The following is a 21,913-nucleotide window of genomic DNA, read 5'->3' as shown; positions in this document are numbered from 1 at the left end:
ACAGCCAACAGCCAACAGCCAACAGCCAACAGCCAACAGCCAACAGCCAACAGCCAACAGCCAACAGCCAACAGCCAGCAAGAGCAGTGGCGACGTGTTTCTCATTGTTCGCAAGAGCAGGCGCGCCAATTCAGAGAGTCCTGAAGGCCACAAAAAAGGCCTCAACCCTGGTGGGGGCTGAGGCCTTGGTGGCGGCTTTAGCGGGCCGGTTTACTGGGGCTTGCTGGCGTTGGGGTCGTTCAGCAGTTGCTCGCGCAGTTTTTGGTCTTCGGTCATTTCAAACCACATGGCGTTGAGTACCGCAAAGGCGGCAGCCAGGGGCAGGCCGAGAATCCAGGAGAAATACCACATTGTTTGTTCCTTTCTTGTCGTTGCGCCTGCTTTAGTAGGCGTGGCCGCTGCCGTCGCGGATTTCCTTTTCGTCGACCTTGCCCCAGAGCACGCGGTACACCCAGGTGGTGTAGGCCAGCACGATGGGCAGGAAGACGATGGTGCAGACCAGCATGATGAACAGCGTCATGTGGCTGGACGAGGAATCCCAGACCGTCAGGCTGAAGCGGGGATCGACGGACGAGGGCAGGATCATCGGGAACATCGAGGCACCGACGGTCAAGATGATGCCGGCAATGCCCAGGCCGCTGGTGATCATGGCCAGGCCTTCTTTGCGGGCGCGCATCAGCACGGCGGTCAGCAGGCAGGCGGCAATGCCGAGCACGGGCGCGATCATGGTCCAGGGGTGCTGGCTGTAGTTCGTCATCCAGGCGCCGGGCGTGTGGGCGGCGGTCTTGAACAGCGGGTTCGACGGGCCGGTGGTGTTGACGGCCGAGGTGATGGTGTAGCCATCAACAAACTTCCACAGCACAAAGCCAGCCAGCACAAACAGCACAGCGGTTACCACGGCAGCAATGCTGCCCACGGCGCGGGCACGGGCCGCTACAGCGCCTTCGGTCTTGATACCCAGCCAGGCAGCGCCGTGCATGGTGAGCATGGCAACCGACACCAGGCCGGTAAGGATGGCAAACGGGTTGAGCAGGCCGAAGAAGCTGCCGTCATAGTGGATGAACAGCTCAGGCGTCAGGCGGAAGGGCACGCCTTGCAGCACGTTGCCCAGGGCCACGCCGCAGATCAGCGAGGGGATGAAGCCGCCGGCAAACAGAGCCCAGTCCCAGCCATTGCGCCAGGCGGGCGATTCGTTCTTGCTGCGGTACTTGAAGGCGACGGGGCGCAGGATCAAGCCGATCAGAATCACGAACATGGCCAAGTAAAAGCCCGAGAAGGACACCGCGTACAGCTGTGGCCAGGCGGCGAAGATGGCGCCGCCGCCCAGGATCAGCCAGACCTGGTTGCCTTCCCAGGTGGGGCCGACCGCGTTGATGATGACGCGGCGCTCCACATCGTTCTTGCCCAGGAAGGGCAGCAGCATGCCGGTGCCGAGGTCAAAGCCGTCCATCACGGCAAAGCCGATCAGGAGCACGCCCAGCAGCACCCACCAGATGACGCGCAAGACGTCGTAGTCTAAAAGTGTATGCAAGATCATGGTGTTACTTCCCCGCGTAGGTAGGTTGTGCGGTAGCGACCGAGGCGTAGCTCAGTGGCTGCTCTTCTTTCTGCTCGGGCTCCAGCTCGGGGCCTTTTTTGATGGCCTTGAGCATGAGCTTCATCTCGATGATGAGCAGCACCGTGTAGATGGCGATAAAGCCCAGCAAGGTGATCAGCAGTGTGGTCACGCCCAGGTTCGAGGCCGCCACGGCGGTGGGCAGAACGCCTTCGATGATCCAGGGTTGGCGACCGAACTCGGCCACGAACCAGCCGCACTCAATGGCCACCCAGGGCAGGGGGATCGACCACACGGCCACGTGCAGCAGCCAGCGGTGCTTGTCGAGCTGGTGGCGCGAAGCCAGGTAGAAGAACACGCCCGTCAGCGCGATGAAGAAGAAGCCCAGCACCACCATGATGCGGAAGCTCCAGAACAGCGGCCAGACTTGCGGAATGGTGTCGGACGCGGCCTTGGCGATCTGTGCATCGGTGGCTTGGCGTGGGTCGTCCACATAGCGCTTGAGCAGCAGTGCGTAGCCCAGGGCCTTGCCATTGGCTTCGAACTGTTCCTTGAGCTCGGGCGCGATCGTGGTGGTGGAGCCGGCGGCGCGGATTTGCTCCAGCGCATCGTAGGCCTTGATACCGTCGCGGATCAGCACTTCGGCGTGCTTGACCAGATCGTTGATGCCTTGCAGCTCGGTGTCGAGCGAGCGCGTTCCGATCAGGCCCATCACCCATGGAATATGGATGGCGTAGTGCGTCTCGCGTGCCTCCTGGTCGGGGAAGCCGATGGCGGTGAACGAGGCCGGTGCAGGCTCGGTCTCCCACATGCCTTCGATGGCGGCCAGCTTCATGCGCTGGTGTTCGCCCGAGAGGTAACCCGATTCGTCACCGAGCACCACCACCGACAGCGCGCCTGCCAGGCCGAAGGCGGCAGCCACCGTCATCGAGCGCTTGGCCAGGGCGATATGGCGACCCTTGAGCAAGTACCAGGCGGCAATGCCCAGCACGAACAGCGCGGCGCAGACATAGCCGGCCGAGACGGTGTGCACGAACTTGGCCTGGGCCACGGGGTTGCTCAGCACGGCGCCGAAGTCATTGACTTCCATGCGCATGGTCTGGGGGTTGAAGACCGCACCGACCGGGTTTTGCATCCAGCCGTTGGCGATCAGAATCCACAGTGCCGAGAGGTTGGTGCCCAATGCCGTCAGCCAGGTCACGATCAGGTGCTTGACGGGCGAGAGCTTGTCCCAGCCAAAGAAGAACAGGCCGACAAAGGTGGCTTCCAGGAAGAAGGCCATCAGGCCTTCAATCGCCAGAGGCGCACCGAAGATGTCGCCCACGTAGTGGCTGTAGTAGCTCCAGTTCATGCCGAACTGGAATTCCATCACCACACCGGTGGCCACGCCCATGACGAAGTTGATGCCGAACAGCGTGCCCCAGAACTTGGTCATCTGGCGCCAGATGACACGCCGGGTCATGACGTAGACCGTCTCCATGATGGCAATCATCACGGACAGGCCCAGCGTCAGCGGCACGAATAAGAAGTGGTAGAGGGCCGTGATTGCGAACTGCAACCGTGATAGCCCAACAATGTCGAGATCCATGGAGTGATCCTTTCCGGTTTTTTAAGAGTGCTCGATCGTGAAGAAAACAGGGTTCATGGTGCGGGCCTCAGCCTGGTCTGAGGCGTTGCAACAATTGCTCAAACTGGGCGCTGCCCTTGCGCGCCTGGGCGGCAATGCCGTGCTGGTCAATCCAGACAATGCGGTCGGCATGGCGCGCTTCGCGCTGCAAGTGGCTGGCCATGAGCAGGCTGCCAGCACCTTGCTGGCTGCGCTGCTGCTGCCAGCTGGCCAAGGCCTGCATCACCGCCTCGGCGCTGATGCAGTCCAGGCCTTCGGTGGGCTCGTCCAGCAAAATCAGAGGCGCGGGGTGCAGCAAGGTGCGGGCCACGGCCAAGCGGCGCGATTCGCCGCCTGACAAGCCAGCGCCTTGGGCGCCTAGCGGGGTCAAGAGTTGTTGCGGCAGGGCGCGGACCTTGTCGGCCAGGCCCACCTGGGCCAGCACTTGCCACAAGGCTTCGTCGCTGGCATCTGCGGCGCCCAGGCGCAGGTTGCCGGCAATCGTGTCCTGGAACAGTTCGGTGCGCTGCGGCAGATAGGCGGTTGCCACTTGCTGGTGCTGGCCTTGCACGCAAGGCAGTTCGCCAGCCAACGCGGAGAGCAGAGTCGATTTGCCAGCGCCACTGGCGCCGGCGAGCACCACCCATTCGCCGTTGCGTACTTGCAGGTCCAGTTGCTTGAGCAAGGGGGCGGAGTGCGGGTTGGGCGCAATGCTGGCTTGCTGCCAATCCACCGCCAAACCGGCTTGGGGTGCTGCAGGCGCTGGTGCGTTGCGGCCGTTGGCAGCGGGTGCTGGGGCCAGGCGGCGTGCGGCCAGCAAAGTGCGGCCCGCTTCGGTAGCGCCGCGGCGGATGTTTACCAGCGGCTCCAGCGCAGCCAGCAGCATCAGGGTGCCCAGTGCTACCAGCGGTGCACCCAGCAAACCTTGTTGGGCCAGCCAGGCGCCGCACAGTAAGGCGGTGGCGCAGGCGATATGGCCCACCATGGCCATGGCGGCAGCGGTATGGGCATCGAGGCGGTTGGTGCGCAGATCGGCTTGCAGTTGCTGCTGCTCTGCACGGCGCAGGCGCACCAGTTGTTGCTGCCAGGCACCGGTCATCAGCAGCTCGGTCTGGCCGCCGATGGCATCGATAGCGGCGCTGCGGATTTTTTCGCCCGCCACGCTGCGGCGGATCGAGGTGACAAAGCCCGAGCGCATGCACCAGGCCACGCAGGCAATGCCGCCGGCCAATACGATGGCTGCCACCAGCAGGCCGCTGCGCCAATCCAGAAAAATCGTCAGGGCCAAGCCGGTGAGCAGGGCGCTGGCCAGCAAGGCCAGGGCGGGCGTGAGCAAGCGCAGATACACGGCATCGAGCGCATCGATATCGGCTGTCAAACGGTAGAGCAAGCGGGCCGGGCGTTGGCGCAGAGCCAGCGCGGCATCGGGCTGGGCAAAGCGGGCGAAGAGCTTGACGCGCAACTCGGCCAGCACCCGCAGCGTGGCATCGTGCGTGGTGACGCGCTCACCATAGCGGGCCGCCGTGCGCAGCACCGACAGCAGGCGCACACCAGCGCCGGGCGCAAACACATCAAACACCACAGCGGTAGCGCTGGACAGGCCAGCCACATAGCAGGCCGTCAAAAACCAGCCCGACAGGCCTAGCAAGGCCATGCCGCAACTCACGGTGGCAATGGCCAGCAAGCTGCCGTTGAGCAGGCGGCGGCGGTGCTTGGATTGCAGGAATATCTGCAGTACCGGGCGCAGTGCGTTCCAGCGGGTCATGCGATCTCCTTTTGTTCAGCGTCCACGGCCATCGGCGTACTGCCGTCCAGCGATACGACACGGTCCATCAATGCGGCGAGCAGCGGATCGTGCGTGGCGACGATGAGGGTGGCGCCGCGTGCAGCCAGAGCCAGCAGGCTTTCGCGCACAAAAGTGGCGGTTTCGGCATCGAGATGGGCAGTGGGCTCGTCCGCCAGAATCAGCGCGCAATGGGGATGCACGGCAGCGCGGGCCAGCGTCAGCCGCAGGGCTTCGCCGCCCGACAAGCCCAGGCCACCGTCGCCAATGACGGCATTGCCGCGCTGGCGCAGCACATCGCCCAGGGCCACCGAATCGATGGCGGCTTGCACATGAGACTCTGCAATGGCGCGGCCGAGGCGGATGTTTTCCTTCAGGCTGGCGGCAAACAGGTGAGGCTTTTGCGACACCCAGGCCATGCTGGCGCGCAGCGCGTTGGCGTGTTCGTCGTCCATGGCTTGGCCTGCCACCCGAATCTGGCCGGCAGTGGGTGCAGCCAAGCCGGCGATCAGCGCCATGACGGTGGATTTGCCACTGCCGCTGGAGCCCCAGAGCGCCACTCTTTCGCCGGCGGCGATGCGGATGTCCAAATCTTCGACGACCAGCGGCAAGCGGCTGTTGTAACGGTAGCTGATGCCTTCGAGCTCTACCGTGCAGGCGGCCGTGGCTTGTTCAGCGACCGATGCCTCGGCGCTGCCGACAAAATGCTTGCCCGGAGCTTGCAAGCTTTGCAGAGCGGCTTCTCCGGCTACGCCAGCGGCCTTGTCGTGCCAGACGGCCGACAGTTCGCGCAGCGGTTCAAAAAAGGCGGGCGACAGCAGCAAAACCCACATGGCTTGCGCCAGGCTGAGTTGGCCGCCCCAGCTGCCAAACGGCAGTTGGCCGAGCAGGTGAAAGCCCACGTAGACGGCGACCAAGGCCACGCCCAGCGCAGAAAACAGCTCCAGCACGGCGGACGACAGGAAGGCGATTTTCAGCACCGCCATGGTGTTGTTGCGCAGCAAATCGGCGGTGCGGGCCAGTTGTTCGGTGACTTGGGCGACGCCGCCCAGGCCGCGAATGCTGGCCAGGCCTTGGATGCGGTCCAGCAGAAACTGGTTGAGCTCGCCAATCTGGTGCAGGTGCTGGCGGCTGGCTGCTTCGGCGCGCCAACCTACCAGGGCCATGAAAAGAGGAATCAGTGGCGCTGCCACCAGCAGCACCAAGGCGGCCACCCACGAGTACCAAGCCACACCCAGCAAGATAAACAGCGGCACCACCATCACCTTGGTGCGGGCAGTGGTGTAACGGGCGTGGTATGGGGTGATCGGGTCGGATTGTTCGTTGAGCACGCTGGCCACCGTGCCGGCGGCGGGGCGCTCGGCATCGAGCGGCGAGCGTTGCGCCAGGGCCGCCAAGGCTTGCATGCGCAGCGCTTGGGTATAAGCGCGGGCGCTGGCGAACGAGCGGCGAATACCTGCGGCTTCCAGTCCGGAGCGCACGAGGCCGAGCAGCACAAAGGCCACGGCCGCTTGCACCAGATCGGCGAATGGGCGGCCGGCTTGCACGGCCGCAATCGACCAGGCGATCAGCGCAGCCTGCGGCAACCACACCAGCGTCGCTGCCACCTGCAACCACGCACCGGCCCGCGAAGGGCGTGCCAAAGCACATCCCTCGGGGAGCTGGGTGGTGGAGTGGTGAAGGACGCGCATGGAATGGAGTTTTTCAATTTTCAGAAAAGTTTGAAAGTATTGTAACTCGTGATTGTTGCGTTGCACAACCATAGCCGGGGAGGCAGCCGCGCTGCGGGCTGCTGCTGTTACAAAAACAGGCTGTTTTGTTGTGCGATGGTGTTGTGCTTGGCCTGCGGTGGGGATGCGCGTGAATGCAGGCCGAATTCTGGCGGGCTGAGATTCAGTAGACCTTGCTGTAAGTCAAGAGTCTTGCGGGTTGACCCGGGTTGTGCGTAATAACCACGGAATAAGGCCCTGAGGCTTGGACAAGCGCAAGCTAAGGCTGTCGCTGAGCGCCCGCTGCGCTCGCGTTGTTTTAATGACGAAAGGCGTAGCCGGTAGCAGACGCTGATGCTGCGCCCAGGTTGGGCGCGCCAAAAGAAAACGGCCAGATTGCCTGGCCGTTGTGGGAGAGGGGTGCGCTGTCAGAACTGGTAGCTGGCGCTCAGGCCAGTGCTCCAGTTGCGGCCGGGCGCGCCTTCGTAGTAGCGGCTGTTGCCGTCGTTGACGATGACCGAGCCCACGTACTTCCGGTCAAACAGGTTGTCTACGCGGGCAAAGGCGTTCAGCGTCCACGGGCCGATGTTTTTGCGCCACCCCAGGCTGGCGCCTGCAATGGTGTAGCCCGGCGCGGTGGCGCTGTTGGCGTCGTTCACAAATACCTTGCTGGCATGTTCGGCCGAGATGCCGGCGCGCCATTCGGGGCTGATCTGGTAATCGAGCGCGGCAAACAACTGGTGCTTGGACAGGCCGGGCAACTGGTTGCCCACGGCGGCATTGCCCGATGCCTGGCGGAACGAGGCATCCAGGTAGGTGTAGGCGGCGCGCACTTGCCACTGGCGGGCAATGCGCAAATCGGCCTGCAGCTCGGCGCCACGGCGGCGGGTTTTGCCGGCGTTGCGGTAGCTGGTACGGCCGTTGTCGCTGCCGGCGCTGACGATTTCGTCGCTGGTGTTCGACTGGAACAGCGCCGCGCTGTAGCTGCCTTGCACGGTGCCCGACAGGCGCTGCCGCCAGCCCAGCTCGTACTGCGTGCTGACGCTGGGTTGCAAGCCCAGGTTCAGGCCGCCAATGCCGTCGGGGCGGTAAGACAGTTCGGTAAAGGTGGGCGTCTCAAAACCACGGCCCACGCTGGCGTAGACAGTCTGGGTGTCGCTGAGCTGGTGGGCGAGCGACACCACGGGCAAGGCCTTGCGGTGCGTGACATCGCCCGAATCATCGGGATTGCCTTCGGTGATGTAGCGGTCGCGCGATTCGAATTTGACGTTGCTGTAGCGCAGGCCGGTGTCCAGGCTCCAGCGCGGGGCCAACTGCCAGCTCGCTTGCACATAGGGATCGACATTGGTGACGGTGTTCTTCTCGTCGCGGCGCAGCGCGCCCTTTACGCCCAGCGTGCTGCCGCTGTAGTTGTTGTAGCCTTTGCGGTTTTCTCGCATCGAATCCACAGCCAAACCGGCGGTGACGGTAACTGGCAGCGGCGCATCCGTGAACTTGCCCGTCCAGCGTGCGTCCACGCCGCCGTAATCGCGCGACATGTCGATCACCGCGCCAGCGTGGCCCGCTGCGGCTTGTGTGGCCACCGGGATGGATTGGTACTGCTCCATGCTGCGGCTGCCACCGTAGGCGGTGATGGCGATGCTGTTGCTGCCGTCCAGACGGCGCTCGTAAGTGGCGCCTACCTGGCTTTGCTCCAGCGATTTGCGGGTGTTGAACTTCTCAGCCACCGCTTCGCCCGTGTCGCCACGGTACGAGGCACGGCGCGGGTCGGCTTGCCATTGCGCCCAGGTCAGACCTTGCGGGTCTTGGGCATCGACGTTCATGGTGTTGGCCACGATGGTGAGGCGTGCGTCGTCGCCGATTTTGGTGGAGATTTTGGCGTTGGCGATGTTGCGGTCGGCGGCGCTGTGGTCGCGGTAGCCGTCGGTCAGGAAGCGGCTGCTGCTGAGTACGTAGCTGATGCCGCTGTCCGTCTGGCCACTGGCCTTGGCCGAGATGCGCTTTTGGCCGTTGCTGCCAACAGCAAAGCCGCCTTCCACCGAGGGCCGGCCTTCGGGCGTTTCTGTATAGGCGCTGACCACGCCACCTGCCGAGTTGCCGTACAGGGCCGAGTACGGGCCGCGCAGCACTTCGACACGCTCCAGGCTGGCGATGTCGATGTGCGAGAGCGCGCCCTGGCCGTCAGGCATGGTGGCCGGGATGCCGTCCACATACAGGCGAATGCCGCGCACGCCAAAAGTGGAGCGGGCGCCGTAGCCGCGCATCGACAACTGCAAGTCTTGCGCATAGTTCTGGCGGTTGCGCAGTTGCAAGCCGGGCACGCCGCCCAGGCTTTCGCTGAGGTTCACCTGCAGCTGGCGATCGCGCATTTGCTCGCCATCGACCACGGTGGCCGATGCGGGCAGCGCCTGCAGGCTGGGCGCGCCAGCGGCAGAGCGCACTTCCACGGTGCCGAGGGTGACGTCGGCGCTGTCTTTGTCTTGGGCGTTGGCCGCGGTTGCAGCCGTTTGGGCCGAGGCCGATGCGGCAGCCAGGGCGTAGCCACCGGCCAGCAGGGCCATGCTGCGGGCGATGGGGGTGAGGCGGTAGGTTTTCATTTTGTTGTCAGTTCCGTCGGAGCGCGTGGTCCGTATGAGTCAGCAACCGCAGCATGGCTGGCTAGCCGCAGTTGCTGGCTGATAAAGAACAGGAAAAAAGCGCAAGCCCCGCCAGGAACCCGGTTCCCGGCGGGGCGCGCAGTGGCGGAGGGGCGTCACTGTACGCCGATTGCAAAAACTATTTCTTGGGCAGGGCGTATGCGATCACGTAGTCGCCCTTGTCGGCCGTCATGCGGGCGCCGCCAGCCGACACCACCACAAACTGGCGACCCGATTCGGGCGACAGATAAGTCATGGGCGTAGCTTGTGCGCCCACGGGCAGGCGGCCCTTCCACAGTTCCTTGCCGCTTTGGTTGTCAAAAGCGCGCAGGTAGTAGTCTTGCGTGCCGGCGTAGAACGTCAGGCCGCCAGCGGTCGAGAACGGGCCCGAGAGCGAAGGCATGCCCACGGGCACCGGCAGGCCAAAGCGCACGCCATGCAGCTTGCTGTCTTCCACCGTGCCCAGTGGTACTTGCCAGGCAATTTGCTTGGACTGCATGTCGATGGCCGTCAGATTGCCCCACGAAGGCTGGTGGCAAGGCAGGCCCAGGAAGGAGTTGAACGCGCCGCGGATCGACTGGTAAGGCGTGCCTTCTTGCAGATGGCTGCCCCACGAGGCATTGGTGATGTCGTTCTTTTTCAGCTCGTCGAGCTTTTCCTTGGCGCCTTCTTGCGGGTGCAGGAAACCGATTTGCGGCATGACCATGTCGTTGACGATCAACAGGCCCGAGCGCTTGTCGTAGCTGTGGCCGCCCCAGTTGAAGCCGCCGTAGTAACCGGGGTAGATCAGCGTCATCTGCTCGGTCATCTTGGTGTAGGGGCCTTCATAGCGCAGTTGCTTGAACTGGATGCGGCAGTACAGCTGGTCAAACATGGTGGCGCCCCACATGTCTTTTTCGGCCAGCTCCATCTTGGCCACCTGCGGCATGCCGGCAGACCAGGGCTGGGTGGGCGAGGCGGGTGCGTCACCCTGCATCGTGGTTTGCGGTGCCGGGCGTTCTTCCACATTGGCCAGTGGCTGGCCGTTGCTGCGGTCCAGCAAGAACAGCTGGTGGGTCTTGGTGGCCAGCACCAGGCCGGGTTTGGTCGTGCCGTCGCCATTAGGCACATCCACCAGCGTGGGTGGCGTGCCGTTGTCGTAATCCCAGGTGTCCATGCGCAGCGACTGGAAGTGCCAGGCTTCACGGCCGCTGTCGGCCTTGAGCGCGACCACGGTGGTGGAGTACTTGTTCATGTCTTCGGTGCGGTGTGCGCCCCAGAAATCCGGCGTGGCGTTGCCCAAAGGCAGATAGATCAGGCCCAGCTTGTCGTCATAGGCGCCGCTCGACCAGAAGTTGGGCGTGCCGTTGGTGTAGGTCTTGCCGTCTTCGGGCAACTTGGTGATCGAGGCATTGCCCAGGTCCCAGGCCCATTCCAGCGAGCCGTCTTTCAGGCTGAAGGCACGCACCACGCCAGAGGGCTGGTTGGTTTTCTTGCCGTCCCAGACCCAGCCGCCGATGATCACGCGATCGCCCGCCACCAGGGGCTGCGAGGTGGGCATGTAGTAAAAGTCGGGGTACTCGCCCATGCCCTTGCTCAGGTCGGTATAGCCTTTGCCGGTGTCGCCAAAGCTTTGGCAAACCTCGCCGGTCTTGGCGTCCAGCGCCCACAGGCGCCCTTGCTTGTCGCTGGTGATGATGCGGGCTTCGCAGGCCTGGGGTTCGCTGCCATTGCTTTTGGCGGCTTTGAACTCGGGCAGCTCGTAGTAGGCCACGCCACGGCAGCGGCTCCACCACTTGTTTTCCTTGGGTTGGGGGTCAAACACCCACTTTTCAGCACCGGTTTCGGCGTTCAGCGCGATCACCTTGTTCTGGGGCGTGCACAGGTAGACGGAGTCGCCCACCTGGATAGGCGTGTTCTGGTCTTCGTTGCCGCCGCCGGTCTGGGCGCCGGTGCGGTAAGTCCAGGCCACTTCCAGCTGGTTCACGTTCTCGGGCTTGATCTGGTCAAACGGGGCAAAACGCGTGCTGTCTGCATCTCGGCCATATTGGGTCCAGCGGTTGGCTTCGCTCTTGGCATCGCTCACCACGGGGAAGTCTTTGGCTGGTGCGCCCAGTTTCGCATTGTTCTCGACGGTGCCGTGCGGCGTCAGCAGCGAAGCAGCACCGGCCAGCAGCACCAGTGCTTGCAACAAAGCGCCAGGCAAGGCGATCTTGCTGCTGCCACGGCTGAGGCTGCGCAGAGCCAGCGCGGCGATCAGGCCCAACACCAGCACCGGTGCCAGGCGAGGCACCAGGCCCCAGAAGCTGGTGCCGACCTCGGCCAGCGCCCACAGCGCGGTACCGATGACGACCAGCAGGTACAGCGCGCCGCCCAGCGCCTTGGCGCGCAGCAGCAGCACGCCGGACGCCAGGGTCACCACACCGGCGATCAGGTAGTACCAGGAGCCGCCCAGCGTTGCCAGACGCACGCCGCCGATGGCCAGCGCCAGGCCCACCAGGGCCAGCACCACACCAAATGCACGAGGCCACCACGGGCTGCGCGCGTTGTTGTCAGGGTTTGACATATTGTTTCCATTGATGAATATGGTTGCATAGTAAACAAAATGCCAAGCACTCTTGTATAAGACTGAATATGTCCTTACATGGCTGGAGGGTGTTTACCCTTAATGCTGTTTTATTGAATTTCAGTAAATCCTGAAATTTTAAAAAGATTCTGAATTGGCTGTGAGAACAGCAGCTTGCATGTGGGAAATACGTATGGCAGCTGTATGGTGCTGCGAGTATTTGCTGGCGGTTTTTTCCTGCATCAGGCGCCGAGGGCTTTATGCGCTGAGTTGCTGCAGATAATCATGCCAGGGCTGAGTTAATCCGGCATATGCTCAAACCATAAGAGAGAAAGCCGCCAGCCATGCGTTTGGAGCGGTTTGGGGAGGCAAAGGACAGGCGCAGGCGGGCCAGATTCAAGCCGCCACACTTGGCGCTGGCGCTGGCGCTGGCGCAGAACTCTCCCGCTGCTCCAATTTCAGCAGCACGCCCTGAATATGGCTGCGCAGCGCGTACAGCTCGTCGGCATAAGACAGCGGCACGCTCACCCGCTCGACCTTGTGCGCCAGCTCGCTCAGCTCCTTGCGAATGCTGGCCAGGTCGGCCTGGGGCTCTTCCATCTCATACTCGATAGCGCGCAGCCGACCATACCACTTGAACACGCGCGAGCGTACGCGGAACTGGTAGAGCGGCGGCACGATGCGCGACAGCGGCAGCAGCACCGCAATCAGCACACCGAGCACCAGCCACATGCGCTCGATCAGGTTGGCCAGCCAAAACGGCACGTAGCGCTGCAGCCAGGGCGATGGCTCGTTGATGGCGCGTACGCCTTCCTGCGCCACCGGCAGCTCGCTGCTCTTGGTGTTGGGAAAATCGCGGGCGCGGTTGAACCAACCTGCATTGCTGTGGATGTTCTGCGAAGACTGGGCAAACAGCTGCTTGATGGCCGGGTGCGTATCGTCGCGCACGAGCAGCGAGGTGGTTGAGGCCAGCAGGTGCACATCGTCTGGCGGCACGTTGCCGGCCAAATCAACAATGCCGCGCGGCAGGGTGACTGGCGAGAGAAACTTGAACTTGCGGCCATAGGCCTCGTTCTGCGGAAAATCCATCAGCTGCACGCCTGGCGTCTGCAGCAGCATCTGCACCATCAGCGATTCGGGTGCGGAGACGAAAACCATGGCGTCGAGCTTGCCGGCCAGGAAATCCACCGTGGCCGGGGTTTCGGCCAGGTGCGTCAGCGTCAGCTGCTTGGGCGTGAGGTGGTTGGCTTCGAGCAGCTGATGGAACAGCGTGGGCACGCCGCTGCCGTTGGTGCCAACGTTCACGCGCCAGCCTGCCAGCTGCTTGAGGCTGCTGAGTTGCGGCTTTTTGTTGAGGCGCTGCACCGCGTCGCTCCGGTAGAACAGCCACACCGGCTCCACAAACAGCGCGCCCAGCGAGGTGAGGTTTTCCAGATCGTCTTCGGTCAGCGTGGCCGTGCCGCCTTGCACAAAGGCCAGGTCCACCTTGCCTTCGCGCAGCAGTTGCAGGTTGTTGAACGAGCCCTCGCTGGCTTCCAGATCGACGCGGATTTTGTTGCTGGCCAAGGCACTGCGGTACTGCTCGCCAAAACTGGCATAAGCGCTTTGCGCCGGGCCGGTGGCCAGTTTCACTTCGGTGGGCGGGTTGGGCTTGAGCCACCAATAGGCCAGCACCACCAACGCCACTGCGAGCACCACAAAAGGCCCGCCCGAGACCAGGGCGTCGCGGATATTGAGCACCAGGGTGACCAGGCTTTGGCGCAGTTGAAAGGCCTTGCGGCGCATGGCGGCGGAACGGTCACCCATGGAATTGGAGCTTGGTTGAAAAACGGCTTACTGTAAATCAGCGGCGCTTGGCAAATGCAAAGCAGCGTGATTTTCGCCTGCATCCAGTTGTAATCCCTGCGCGGCCAATACCGCCTGCAAGGTGGCTTGGGCCACGGCCTCGGCGGCCATGGTGGCCAGCACCATCATGCCGGGGTTGCGGCCCGCCAGGCCGGTGCCCAGGCAGAACAGCGTGTCGCCGTCCGACATGGTGTGCACCGGGTTGATGGCGCGCGCCAGCCCGTCGTGCCCGACGGTGGCAAGCCGGTTGGCCTGCACTTTGCTGATGCTGGCGTCGGTGGCGATAACGCCGATGGTAGTGTTGGTGCCGGCAAGCAAAGGTTTGGGCGCATCGCCACGCAGCAAGGCGCGGCGCGTATCCACCAGGGCTTTGCCGTCTGCGGTGCGGGCGCCGGCCACGACTTGCGCCGTATCGGGGTGGATCACATCGCCCAAGGCATTGCAGGCAATGATGGCGCCGACGGTGACACCATCGACGGTGACCGAGGCCGTGCCAATGCCGCCCTTCATGGCCCGCTGAATACCGAATATTTTGCCCACCGCCGCACCCGCACCCGCGCCCACATTGCCTTGGGCCGGCATGGCTGCGCTGGCGGCCTGGCAAGCGGCGTAACCGGCAGCGGCATCGGGCCGCACGCGCATATCGCCCAGCATCACATCAAACAGCACGGCGGCCGGCACGATGGGGACGCGGCCGACGGCAATGTCCAGGCCCACGCCTTGCTCTTCCAGCCAGCGCATGGCGCCGGTGGCTGCATCCAGGCCCCAGGCGCTGCCGCCCGCCAGCATGACGGCGTGTACGCGATCGACCAGGTTGGTGGGGTGCAGCAGGTCGGTCTCGCGTGTGCCGGGCGCTGCGCCGCGCACGTCAACGCCGCCTACGGCGCCGGCTTGGGCCAGAATGGCCGTGCAGCCGGTAGGGCGGCGCGGATCGGTAAAGTGGCCGACCTCGATGCCTTGCACCAGGGTGATCGAGCCGCTGGCGGGAAATGGGGATGCTGATGACGACATGGGCCGATTGTCGGCCAAGCAGGCCTGTGCCGCTGTCGCAAAAAACAAAGCGCTGTCAAACAAGTGTCTGACAGCGCTCGCCGGGGACCAACAGCCTGGGCTTACCCAGGCTCACAGGCTTAAGGCCGGATCACGATCTGCGGACTGATTACCACTTCGGGCCGCGCCGGGCGCGGTATCACCACTTGCGGCGGGGCTACATACACCGGTTGCGGTGGCGCCACGTACACGGGCTGTGGCTGCTGGTAGACCACGGGCCGCTCCCGGCACTTGCGCTTTTCCTTGTATTCGCCGTTTTTCTTCCACTTGCGCTCCACCTTGCACTGGCCGTCCCAGTATTCCTCTTTGTGGTCTTTGCGGTGGTGGCGATGGTGGTGGTCGTCGGCCCAGGCGCCGGCGCTCCAGCCGGCCAGGGCCAAGGGAAGGCAGAGTTGGGCAAGCAAACGGTTCATAAACAAATCTCGATCGTGGCGAAGAGCGCCAAGCTTAGCGTAGAAACTTGTATCAAAAGATGAGCAATGGTTGCTTGCTGCATCAGCGTTTCCACTGGTTTTGGCAATCGAATCAATGGTTTTGATTGACAGTTTTTACCAGGCCTTGAGAAGCAGCACCAAGCCAGAGGCAATGGCAAACAGTTGCACAAAAACACGCATCGCCTTGGCATTGATGCGCGTGTGCACAAAGCGGCTGGCCACGGCGCCTATGGCCAGGGCGGGCAGCAGTTCGATGGCGGCGTTCAGGTGCAGCATCTGCACTTTGCCCATGAAGAACAGAAACACCAGCGAGATCAGCTCGCCCACCAAAAAGCACAGCGCCAGTGTGGCGCGCATCTCGGCCGGCGGTCGGTGCTGGTAGGTCAGCGCCAAGGGCGGGCCGCCTATGCCGGTGGCGGTTTCGGTGACGCCGGTGATCAGGCCGGCGCAGACAAAGGCCAGCAAACCGGGCGCAAACGCGGGGATGAACCAGGTCACCGCCGCTGCCGCAATGGTGGAGACGCCTACGAACACCGCCAAAGCCTGCGCGCTGAGCAGCGCCAAAACCGCCAGGCCGCCAAAGGTGCCTATCAGTCGGCCAGCGCTGATCCAGGCCGCGCCGCGCCTGTCCAGCGCGTGGCGCTCGCGCCAGGCCACGTAGGCGTTGAGCGGCAGCATCAAGATCAGCACGCATACCGGCAGCAAGCTGGGGGCGAGCAGCGTCAGCACTGGCGCCACGATTAGCGCAAAACCCATGCCGCTGGCGCCTTGCACGAACGAGCCCGCCAGCACGGCCAGCGAGGCCAGCAACCATTCCTGGCCGCTCATGCCAGATCGCTCCGGGCCGGGTACACGCTGTTACCTGCTACGGTGCGGGCGCGGTGTGCGTCTGCCGTGGGGTGCAGGCGTTGAACGGGCGCTTGGGCAATGGCGGCGTGGGCTTTGCTGGCAACTTCGCGCATCAGCTGGCGGGCATCCCAATCGACCGGCCAGCCTTTGAACAGACGCAGTTGGCCATCGACAAAGCTGGCAACAATCTGGTCGCGCTGGGCCAGGCGTACCAGGTCCCAGGTGATGTCGACGCTGGTGCACAGCTCGGGCGTGTCCACATCAACGAGCAAAAAGTCCGCCTGTTTGCCTACGGCGATTTCGCCAATGCGCTTGCCCAGGCCAATCGCGCGTGCGCCTTCATGCGTGGCATGGTTCAGCCAGGTCCAGCCGGCGCCGGCCGAGGTGTCGCCCGCAGCCATGGCAAAGGCGAGCTTTTGCGCGGCTTCGGCCGCGTCCATCAGGCGGAAAGCATCGCTGCGCGTGGCGTCGGTGCCCAGCGCAAAACGAATGCCCAGCTCCGCCATGAGCCCGGCCGGGGCCACTGCATTGCCTTTCCAGGCGCTGGCCACCGGGTTGTAGCTGACGGCGGTGTCGCTGCGCTGCAGCAGCGCCAACTCGGCCGGCATCAGCAAGGTGGCGTGCGCAATCAGCGTTTGCGGGCCGAGTGCGCCCACGCTGGCCAAATGCTCCAGTGGGCGCATGCCGCGTGCCACCACCGAGCGCTCGACCGATGCCAGGTGCTCGTTCACATGGGTCTGGAAGATGATGCCCGCCTCGGCGCAGCGCCGCGCCACGGCGTGCAGCATCTCGTCCGAAGCCACTTCGGGCAGCGATACCGCCAGCGACGGGTGAACCAGCGCGTGGCTGGCGTAATCGGCCATAAAGCGGTCCGCCAATTGCAGCGTGGCCTGGCGTTGCTCGGGCGTGCTCTGGTTGCCGCCGTCGTTGCAGATGATGCCCAGCACGCAGCGCAAGCCAGCTTCGCTGGTGGCGTTGGCCACGGCGCTGATCTCGCCCTTGGCGCGGGTGCCGGCATCGCACACGGTGGTAAAGCCGCCGCGCAGCGATTCGAGCGCGGCCAGCTTGGCGCTTTGGTAGACGAACTCGTCGTCTAGGCTGGCCTCCAGCGGCACCCAGACGCGGCGGAAAATTTCCGAAGGCTCACCATAAGCCAGCGATTTGCCGAACGACTGCGTCAGGTGGTGGTGGCCGTCGATCATGCCCGGCATCAGCAGTTGGCCGGGCAAAGCCAGCGCCGGGATATGCGCATAGCGCTGGCCCAGCAGGGCGCGCGGGCCTACATCTTGGAAGCGGCCGTTTTGCACCAGCACGGCGTAGTCGCTGACCATGCCGGTTTTGAGCAGCACATATTGCGGGTGCAGCAGCAGCGTTTCGGCTTGCAGCTGCGCGGGGTGGATATCGGAATGCATCATGCTTGTTGCGAGGCCTCGCTGCTGCCAGCGCGGCCCATGTTGAAGGCGATGTTCAGCACCACGGCGGTGATGGCGCCCATGGCCAGGCCGTTGCCCAGAATGGGTTGCAATGCTTTGGGAAATTGGCTGTAAAAGCCCGGCACCAGAATCGGCAGCAGGCCCATGGTGAGCGCGCCGGCCAGCACATACATGTTGCCGCGCTGGTGCAGATCGACCTTGCGCAGCATGTCGATGCCGATGGTGCCGATGATGGCAAAAATGATGATCGCGGTAGCGCTGACCACCGATGCCGGGATCGCATTGGCCAGGCGGCCCAGCGGTGCCAGCACGGCCACAATCGCCAGCATCAGCCCGGCAACGGCAGTCACATAGCGCGAGCGTACTTGCGTTGCGCGCACCAGGCCAATGTTCTCGCCACTGGTAATGATCATCGAGGTGCCCAGAAAGCCGCCGGCCAGCGACACCAGCGCATCGCCGCGCACGGTACGTGGCACCAGGGTGCGGGCGCTGTCTTTGCTGCCCACCATCTCGGCCACCGCCATGGTCTGGCCGGTGGCTTCGACCATCGAGATCACGCTGAAAACCAGCAGCGGCACGGTAGCCGCCAGGTCAAACTTGGGCGCGCCAAAAGGCAGGAGCGTGGGCAGGCTGAGCAGCGGCCCTTGCGCCACGGCGCTGAAATCGGTCTGGCCCAGCGCAGCGGCCAACAAGGTGCCGGCAATCAGGCCCAGCAACACGGCCAACTGGCTGCCCGTACCTTTGAGCCAGCGAGCAAACAGCAAGGTGAAAGCAATGGTGGCGAGCGCCAGGCCAATATGCATCAGGCTGGCAAAATCCGGCGTGCCGGGCTTGCCCACCACAATGCCGCCGTACACCTTGAGCAGGTTGATCGACACCAGCAGCAACAAGGTGCCGATCACTATCTTGGGGAAAAAGCGCAGCAGCCGGGTGAACAGCGGCAACACCAGAAAGTAGAACAGCGAGGTCAGAATCACCGCGCCGCTGGCGGTCTGCAAATCGCGGGCCTGGGCTATGCCCAAAAACATCACCACCGGCGCGCCGCCCGGCACCATCACAAACGGCAGCTTGGCGCCCATGCCGGCCGTGCCCAGCGATTGCAGGATTGCGCCCAGCCCGCAGAGCAAAAAGGTGGCGCTGATGAGGTTCACCGTCAGCTCGGCCGGCAGATCCAGCGCCTTGGCCACCAGAAAGACCGAGGTGATGGGCGCGGCCGCCATCACCAGTACATGCTGCAAGGCAAACAACAGCAGTTGGGGCAGAGGCAGCCTGGGGTCGGCTTCGGGAGCGGGGGAATCGGTCATGGCGCAGGGGATGAGCGGGGTTGCGGGTATCTCCCAAAACGATTTGGGCGAGAGGCCAGAAAAACCGCCAAGTGCTCAAACCAGAGCAGGCGGCGGTGTCAATGCAGGCCCCAAAACGTTTTGGTTGGGCTAAAGTATAGGGCATCGTGTTACACCTTGATGCCACTCGGACATGTGGCGTCTCTCCGCCATGCCCAGCTCACAGCCCGCGCCCAGCCGTGCCCGCGTCACCATTTCTGACGTGGCGCGTGCGGCAGGCGTCTCCGTCACCACCGTCTCGCACTCGCTCAACGGCCGTGGCCAGGTCGACCCGGCAACGCGCCAGCGCGTGCAAGAGGCTGCGGCTGCGCTCGATTACCGGCCCAACCGCCACGCGCAGCGCTTGCGCGGCGGCGGCACGCGCATGGTGGCGCTTATGACGTCCATGCCTTTTGCGGTGGCAGGCGGCGCATCGCGCCTGGGTTTTTTGATGGAAGTGGCCTCGGTAGCAGCTGCTGCAGCGCTGGAGCGCGGCCTGGCCATGGTGTTGGTGCCGCCACTGGAGTCGGGCGCTTCGCCGCTCAGTTTTTTGGATGTAGACGGCGCCTTGCTGATCGAACCTTCGGCAGACGACCGCCAGTTGGCTGATCTGACGGCTCGCGGTCTGCCCGTGGTATCGATAGGCAAGCCCGGCGGAACGGCCTACGCGCAGGTGCCGTACGTCGACCTGTGCTCGGCAGCCACGGCGCGTTTGCTGCTGGAGCATCTGCGGGCGCAGGGCGCCAGGCATATTGCTTTGGTATTGGGCGCGGCCGAGCGCACTTCGTATGCCGAAACCGCTGCCGCTTATGCGCAGATGGCGCAAGCCACTGGCATGGAACCCATCACCATGCGCGTGGATGAAAGCGAAGGCGAAGCCGGCGGCTGGCGTGCCGCGCAAAGCCTGCTCAGCGCACACCCGCAGATCGACGCCATGCTGGTGCTGGTTGACGTGCTGGCCGTGGGCGTAGCGCAGTATTTGCAACAAGCGGGCCTGCGCGTGCCGCAAGACGTGATGCTGGCCACCCGCTACGACGGACTGCGCGCCCGCACCTGCGAGCCGCCTTTGACCGCCGTGAATCTGCACCTCGAAGAAGTAGCTCGCCAGGCCATCGAGCTGCTGCTGGCGCGGCTCGATGGCGACACCAGCCAATCCATGCTGCCAGGGCCTGAGCCGACCGTGGTGGTGCGCGAGGCGACCGAGCGCCGCGCCGCAATCTGAAACACATATATCGTTTGCAACCGACCTGAGTCCACGACGCTATCCCGTTCTTCGTTTCTCGCCAGATACAAAAAACCCGCTGCGCAACCATGTTGCGAGCGGGTTGTGCGGTAAAGCAGCTGCCGTATTAAGCGTCTACTGTGCGCTGTTCTTGCTCACCCAAGCCAGCAATCCCCAGACGCATGGTCTGGCCCGCCTTCAGGTAAACCGGCACAGGTTTGATGCCCAGGCCAACGCCAGGCGGCGTGCCGGTGGAGATCACGTCGCCCGGTTGCAGGCTCATGCAGCGGCTCAGGTAGGCGATGATTTGCGCCACCGTGAAAATCATCGTCTTGGTGTTGCCGTTCTGGAAGCGCTTGCCGTCCACATCCAGCCACATGGCCAGGTTTTGCGGGTCTGGCACTTCGTCGCGGGTGACCAGCCAGGGGCCGATCGGGCCAAAGGTGTCAAAGCCCTTGCCCTTGTCCCAGGTGCCGCCACGCTCGATCTGCCATTCGCGCTCGGACACGTCGTTCACCACGCAGTAGCCGGCCACATGGTCCAGCGCCTCGGCTTCGCTGATGTACTTGGCGCTTTTGCCGATGACCACGCCCAGCTCCACTTCCCAGTCGGTCTTGGTGGAGCCGCGGGGGATTTCGACGTTGTCGTTGGGGCCGCAGATGGCGCTGGTCCATTTGTTGAACACCACCGGCTCGGTGGGGATGGCAGCACCCGATTCGGCAGCGTGGTCGGCGTAGTTCAGGCCGATGCAGATGAACTTGCCCACGCGGCCCACGCAAGGGCCGATGCGCGGGTTGCCGCCCACCAGCGGCAGAGAGTTCGGGTCGATGGTGCGCAGTTTGGCCAGAGCGGCGTCGCTCAGGCTGTCGCCGTTGATGTCGGCCACCTGGCCAGAGAGGTCGCGCAACTGGCCGTTGGCGTCGAGCAAACCGGGTTTTTCCTGGCCCACAGGGCCGTAGCGCAGCAGTTTCATGCAATCTCCAATATCAAAGGTTCAGGGCTGAGTCGATAACCAGCTTCTCAGTCTATGCAAGTCGTTGCTGCGCGGCTGTCGCGCAGCCATCGCCATCAGGCGGCCCAGCCGCCGTCGATCACGTGTGCCTGGCCGGTGGTAAAGCCTGCATCGTCCGATGCAAGATAGGCCACCAGCGCAGCAATTTCTTCGGGCTTGCCCACGCGGCCCATGGGCTGGCGGGCGATGAAGGCGGCGCGCACTTCTTCTACCGATCGGCCTTCGTTCTGTGCCTGTGTGCTGATGCGCTGCGCCAGCGAAGGCGAATCCACCGTGCCGGGGCAGATGGCGTTGCAGCGCACGCCCTTGGTGCAGTAGTCGGCGGCGATGGCTTTGGTCATGCCGATGACCGCTGCTTTCGAGGCGCTGTAGGCAAAGCGGTTGGGCACGCCTTTGATGCTGGAGGCCGCCGACGACATGTTGATGATGCTGCCCGCGCCTTTTTCCAGCATGCCGGGCAGAAAGGTGCGGATCGTGCGGTACATGGCCTTGACGTTCAGGTCGAAGGCAAAGTCCCAATCCGCCTCGCTGCATTCGAGGATGGAGCCCGCATGCACAAAGCCGGCGCAGTTGAAGAGAATGTCGACCGGCCCGATCTCGGCGGCCAGTGCCTGCACTTGCACGTTGTCCAGCACATCGAGGCGGCGCACTTCCAGGCCGCTGCCGGCCAGGGACTCCACATGGATGTCGGTGGCGATCACGCGCGCACCTTCGGCGGCCAGGCGTTCAGCGCTGGCGCGACCAATGCCTTGGGCGGCAGCGGTGACGAGGGCGACCTTGCCGGCCAGGCGTTGGGAAACCAGGGAAGAGCTCATGCAAAGATTCCTGCGAAGGGTGGAGGGAGGCGGGCAGGGCGTGCCACACCTGTTGCTAAGCGGAGCAGGTGGTCGGATGACTACCGCTGGGTGGCCG

16 protein-coding genes are annotated in these 21,913 nt (G+C 63.9%); 1 reads left to right on the top strand and 15 read right to left on the bottom strand.

Annotated elements, in window-relative coordinates; genetic code table 11:
- Positions 1-210: 210 nt before the first annotated feature.
- The 13 genes from cydX to ACFIQF_RS10515 all read right to left on the bottom strand — a co-directional run bounded on the left by cydX (position 211) and on the right by ACFIQF_RS10515 (position 18,749).
- Positions 211-351 carry a cytochrome bd-I oxidase subunit CydX gene (gene cydX / locus ACFIQF_RS10575; RefSeq protein ID WP_393942625.1) on the bottom strand — a complete coding sequence of 47 codons (141 nt, stop codon included), beginning with the start codon at positions 349-351 and terminating at the stop codon, positions 211-213.
- A gap of 31 nt (positions 352-382) precedes the next feature.
- Positions 383-1,537: a cytochrome d ubiquinol oxidase subunit II gene (gene cydB, locus ACFIQF_RS10570; protein ID WP_393942623.1), complete on the bottom strand. Its 1,155-nt coding sequence runs from the start codon at positions 1,535-1,537 to the stop codon at positions 383-385.
- A gap of 4 nt (positions 1,538-1,541) precedes the next feature.
- Entirely contained in the window at positions 1,542-3,143 is a 1,602-nt protein-coding gene (locus tag ACFIQF_RS10565) for a cytochrome ubiquinol oxidase subunit I (protein ID WP_393942621.1), read from the bottom strand.
- 67 nt (positions 3,144-3,210) lie between these two features.
- Positions 3,211-4,926: an amino acid ABC transporter ATP-binding/permease protein gene (locus ACFIQF_RS10560; protein ID WP_393942619.1), complete on the bottom strand. Its 1,716-nt coding sequence runs from the start codon at positions 4,924-4,926 to the stop codon at positions 3,211-3,213.
- Entirely contained in the window at positions 4,923-6,635 is a 1,713-nt protein-coding gene (gene cydD / locus ACFIQF_RS10555) for a thiol reductant ABC exporter subunit CydD (RefSeq protein ID WP_393942617.1), read from the bottom strand. The genes ACFIQF_RS10560 and cydD overlap by 4 nt, the downstream gene beginning before the upstream one ends.
- A 446-nt stretch (positions 6,636-7,081) precedes the next feature.
- The gene (locus ACFIQF_RS10550) at positions 7,082-9,214 is read right to left on the bottom strand and encodes a TonB-dependent siderophore receptor (RefSeq protein ID WP_393942637.1); all 2,133 of its coding nucleotides are present in this window, start codon (positions 9,212-9,214) and stop codon (positions 7,082-7,084) included.
- A gap of 214 nt (positions 9,215-9,428) precedes the next feature.
- Positions 9,429-11,834 (bottom strand): membrane-bound PQQ-dependent dehydrogenase, glucose/quinate/shikimate family, encoded by a 2,406-nt coding sequence (locus tag ACFIQF_RS10545; RefSeq protein ID WP_393942615.1) that lies wholly within the window; start codon positions 11,832-11,834, stop codon positions 9,429-9,431.
- A 396-nt stretch (positions 11,835-12,230) separates the two neighbouring features.
- Entirely contained in the window at positions 12,231-13,640 is a 1,410-nt protein-coding gene (locus tag ACFIQF_RS10540; protein ID WP_393942613.1) for a TAXI family TRAP transporter solute-binding subunit, read from the bottom strand.
- 27 nt (positions 13,641-13,667) lie between these two features.
- Positions 13,668-14,690, bottom strand: a complete 1,023-nt coding sequence (locus ACFIQF_RS10535; protein ID WP_393942611.1) for a P1 family peptidase — start codon at positions 14,688-14,690, stop codon at positions 13,668-13,670.
- Positions 14,691-14,809: 119 nt separating this feature from the next.
- Positions 14,810-15,142, bottom strand: coding sequence for a hypothetical protein (locus ACFIQF_RS10530; RefSeq protein WP_393942609.1), 333 nt, complete (start codon positions 15,140-15,142; stop codon positions 14,810-14,812).
- Positions 15,143-15,277: 135 nt separating this feature from the next.
- Entirely contained in the window at positions 15,278-15,991 is a 714-nt protein-coding gene (locus ACFIQF_RS10525) for a sulfite exporter TauE/SafE family protein (RefSeq protein ID WP_393942607.1), read from the bottom strand.
- Positions 15,988-17,427: an amidohydrolase family protein gene (locus ACFIQF_RS10520; protein WP_393942605.1), complete on the bottom strand. Its 1,440-nt coding sequence runs from the start codon at positions 17,425-17,427 to the stop codon at positions 15,988-15,990. Before ACFIQF_RS10520 ends, ACFIQF_RS10525 begins: the two co-directional genes overlap by 4 nt.
- A complete protein-coding gene (locus tag ACFIQF_RS10515) occupies positions 17,424-18,749 on the bottom strand; it encodes a uracil-xanthine permease family protein (RefSeq protein ID WP_393942603.1) in 1,326 nt (441 codons plus the stop codon). The genes ACFIQF_RS10520 and ACFIQF_RS10515 overlap by 4 nt, the downstream gene beginning before the upstream one ends.
- Before the next feature lie 190 nt (positions 18,750-18,939).
- Between ACFIQF_RS10515 and ACFIQF_RS10510 the strand changes: the two genes are divergently transcribed.
- Positions 18,940-19,989 carry a LacI family DNA-binding transcriptional regulator gene (locus ACFIQF_RS10510; protein WP_393942601.1) on the top strand — a complete coding sequence of 350 codons (1,050 nt, stop codon included), beginning with the start codon at positions 18,940-18,942 and terminating at the stop codon, positions 19,987-19,989.
- A 127-nt stretch (positions 19,990-20,116) separates the two neighbouring features.
- On the opposite strand, the gene ACFIQF_RS10505 is transcribed toward ACFIQF_RS10510, so the two are convergent.
- Positions 20,117-20,962, bottom strand: a complete 846-nt coding sequence (locus ACFIQF_RS10505; RefSeq protein WP_393942599.1) for an ureidoglycolate lyase — start codon at positions 20,960-20,962, stop codon at positions 20,117-20,119.
- Positions 20,963-21,057: 95 nt separating this feature from the next.
- Positions 21,058-21,816, bottom strand: a complete 759-nt coding sequence (locus ACFIQF_RS10500) for an SDR family oxidoreductase (protein ID WP_393942597.1) — start codon at positions 21,814-21,816, stop codon at positions 21,058-21,060.
- Between the last annotated feature and the right edge of the window lie 97 nt (positions 21,817-21,913).

The organism is Comamonas trifloxystrobinivorans (assembly GCF_043359985.1).
Lineage (GTDB): Bacteria > Pseudomonadota > Gammaproteobacteria > Burkholderiales > Burkholderiaceae_C > Comamonas > Comamonas trifloxystrobinivorans.
This window is presented reverse-complemented; position numbering and strand designations above follow the sequence as displayed.

Bases quoted from the DNA above. Each gene is read 5' to 3' on its own strand.
- cydX (WP_393942625.1), bottom strand. From the start codon at position 351: ATGTGGTATTTCTCCTGGATTCTCGGCCTGCCCCTGGCTGCCGCCTTT.
- cydB (WP_393942623.1), bottom strand. From the start codon at position 1,537: ATGATCTTGCATACACTTTTAGACTACGACGTCTTGCGCGTCATCTGG.
- ACFIQF_RS10565 (WP_393942621.1), bottom strand. From the start codon at position 3,143: ATGGATCTCGACATTGTTGGGCTATCACGGTTGCAGTTCGCAATCACG.
- ACFIQF_RS10560 (WP_393942619.1), bottom strand. From the start codon at position 4,926: ATGACCCGCTGGAACGCACTGCGCCCGGTACTGCAGATATTCCTGCAA.
- cydD (WP_393942617.1), bottom strand. From the start codon at position 6,635: ATGCGCGTCCTTCACCACTCCACCACCCAGCTCCCCGAGGGATGTGCT.
- ACFIQF_RS10550 (WP_393942637.1), bottom strand. From the start codon at position 9,214: ATGGCCCTGCTGGCCGGTGGCTACGCCCTGGCTGCCGCATCGGCCTCG.
- ACFIQF_RS10545 (WP_393942615.1), bottom strand. From the start codon at position 11,834: ATGTCAAACCCTGACAACAACGCGCGCAGCCCGTGGTGGCCTCGTGCA.
- ACFIQF_RS10540 (WP_393942613.1), bottom strand. From the start codon at position 13,640: ATGGGTGACCGTTCCGCCGCCATGCGCCGCAAGGCCTTTCAACTGCGC.
- ACFIQF_RS10535 (WP_393942611.1), bottom strand. From the start codon at position 14,690: ATGTCGTCATCAGCATCCCCATTTCCCGCCAGCGGCTCGATCACCCTG.
- ACFIQF_RS10530 (WP_393942609.1), bottom strand. From the start codon at position 15,142: ATGAACCGTTTGCTTGCCCAACTCTGCCTTCCCTTGGCCCTGGCCGGC.
- ACFIQF_RS10525 (WP_393942607.1), bottom strand. From the start codon at position 15,991: ATGAGCGGCCAGGAATGGTTGCTGGCCTCGCTGGCCGTGCTGGCGGGC.
- ACFIQF_RS10520 (WP_393942605.1), bottom strand. From the start codon at position 17,427: ATGATGCATTCCGATATCCACCCCGCGCAGCTGCAAGCCGAAACGCTG.
- ACFIQF_RS10515 (WP_393942603.1), bottom strand. From the start codon at position 18,749: ATGACCGATTCCCCCGCTCCCGAAGCCGACCCCAGGCTGCCTCTGCCC.
- ACFIQF_RS10510 (WP_393942601.1), top strand. From the start codon at position 18,940: ATGCCCAGCTCACAGCCCGCGCCCAGCCGTGCCCGCGTCACCATTTCT.
- ACFIQF_RS10505 (WP_393942599.1), bottom strand. From the start codon at position 20,962: ATGAAACTGCTGCGCTACGGCCCTGTGGGCCAGGAAAAACCCGGTTTG.
- ACFIQF_RS10500 (WP_393942597.1), bottom strand. From the start codon at position 21,816: ATGAGCTCTTCCCTGGTTTCCCAACGCCTGGCCGGCAAGGTCGCCCTC.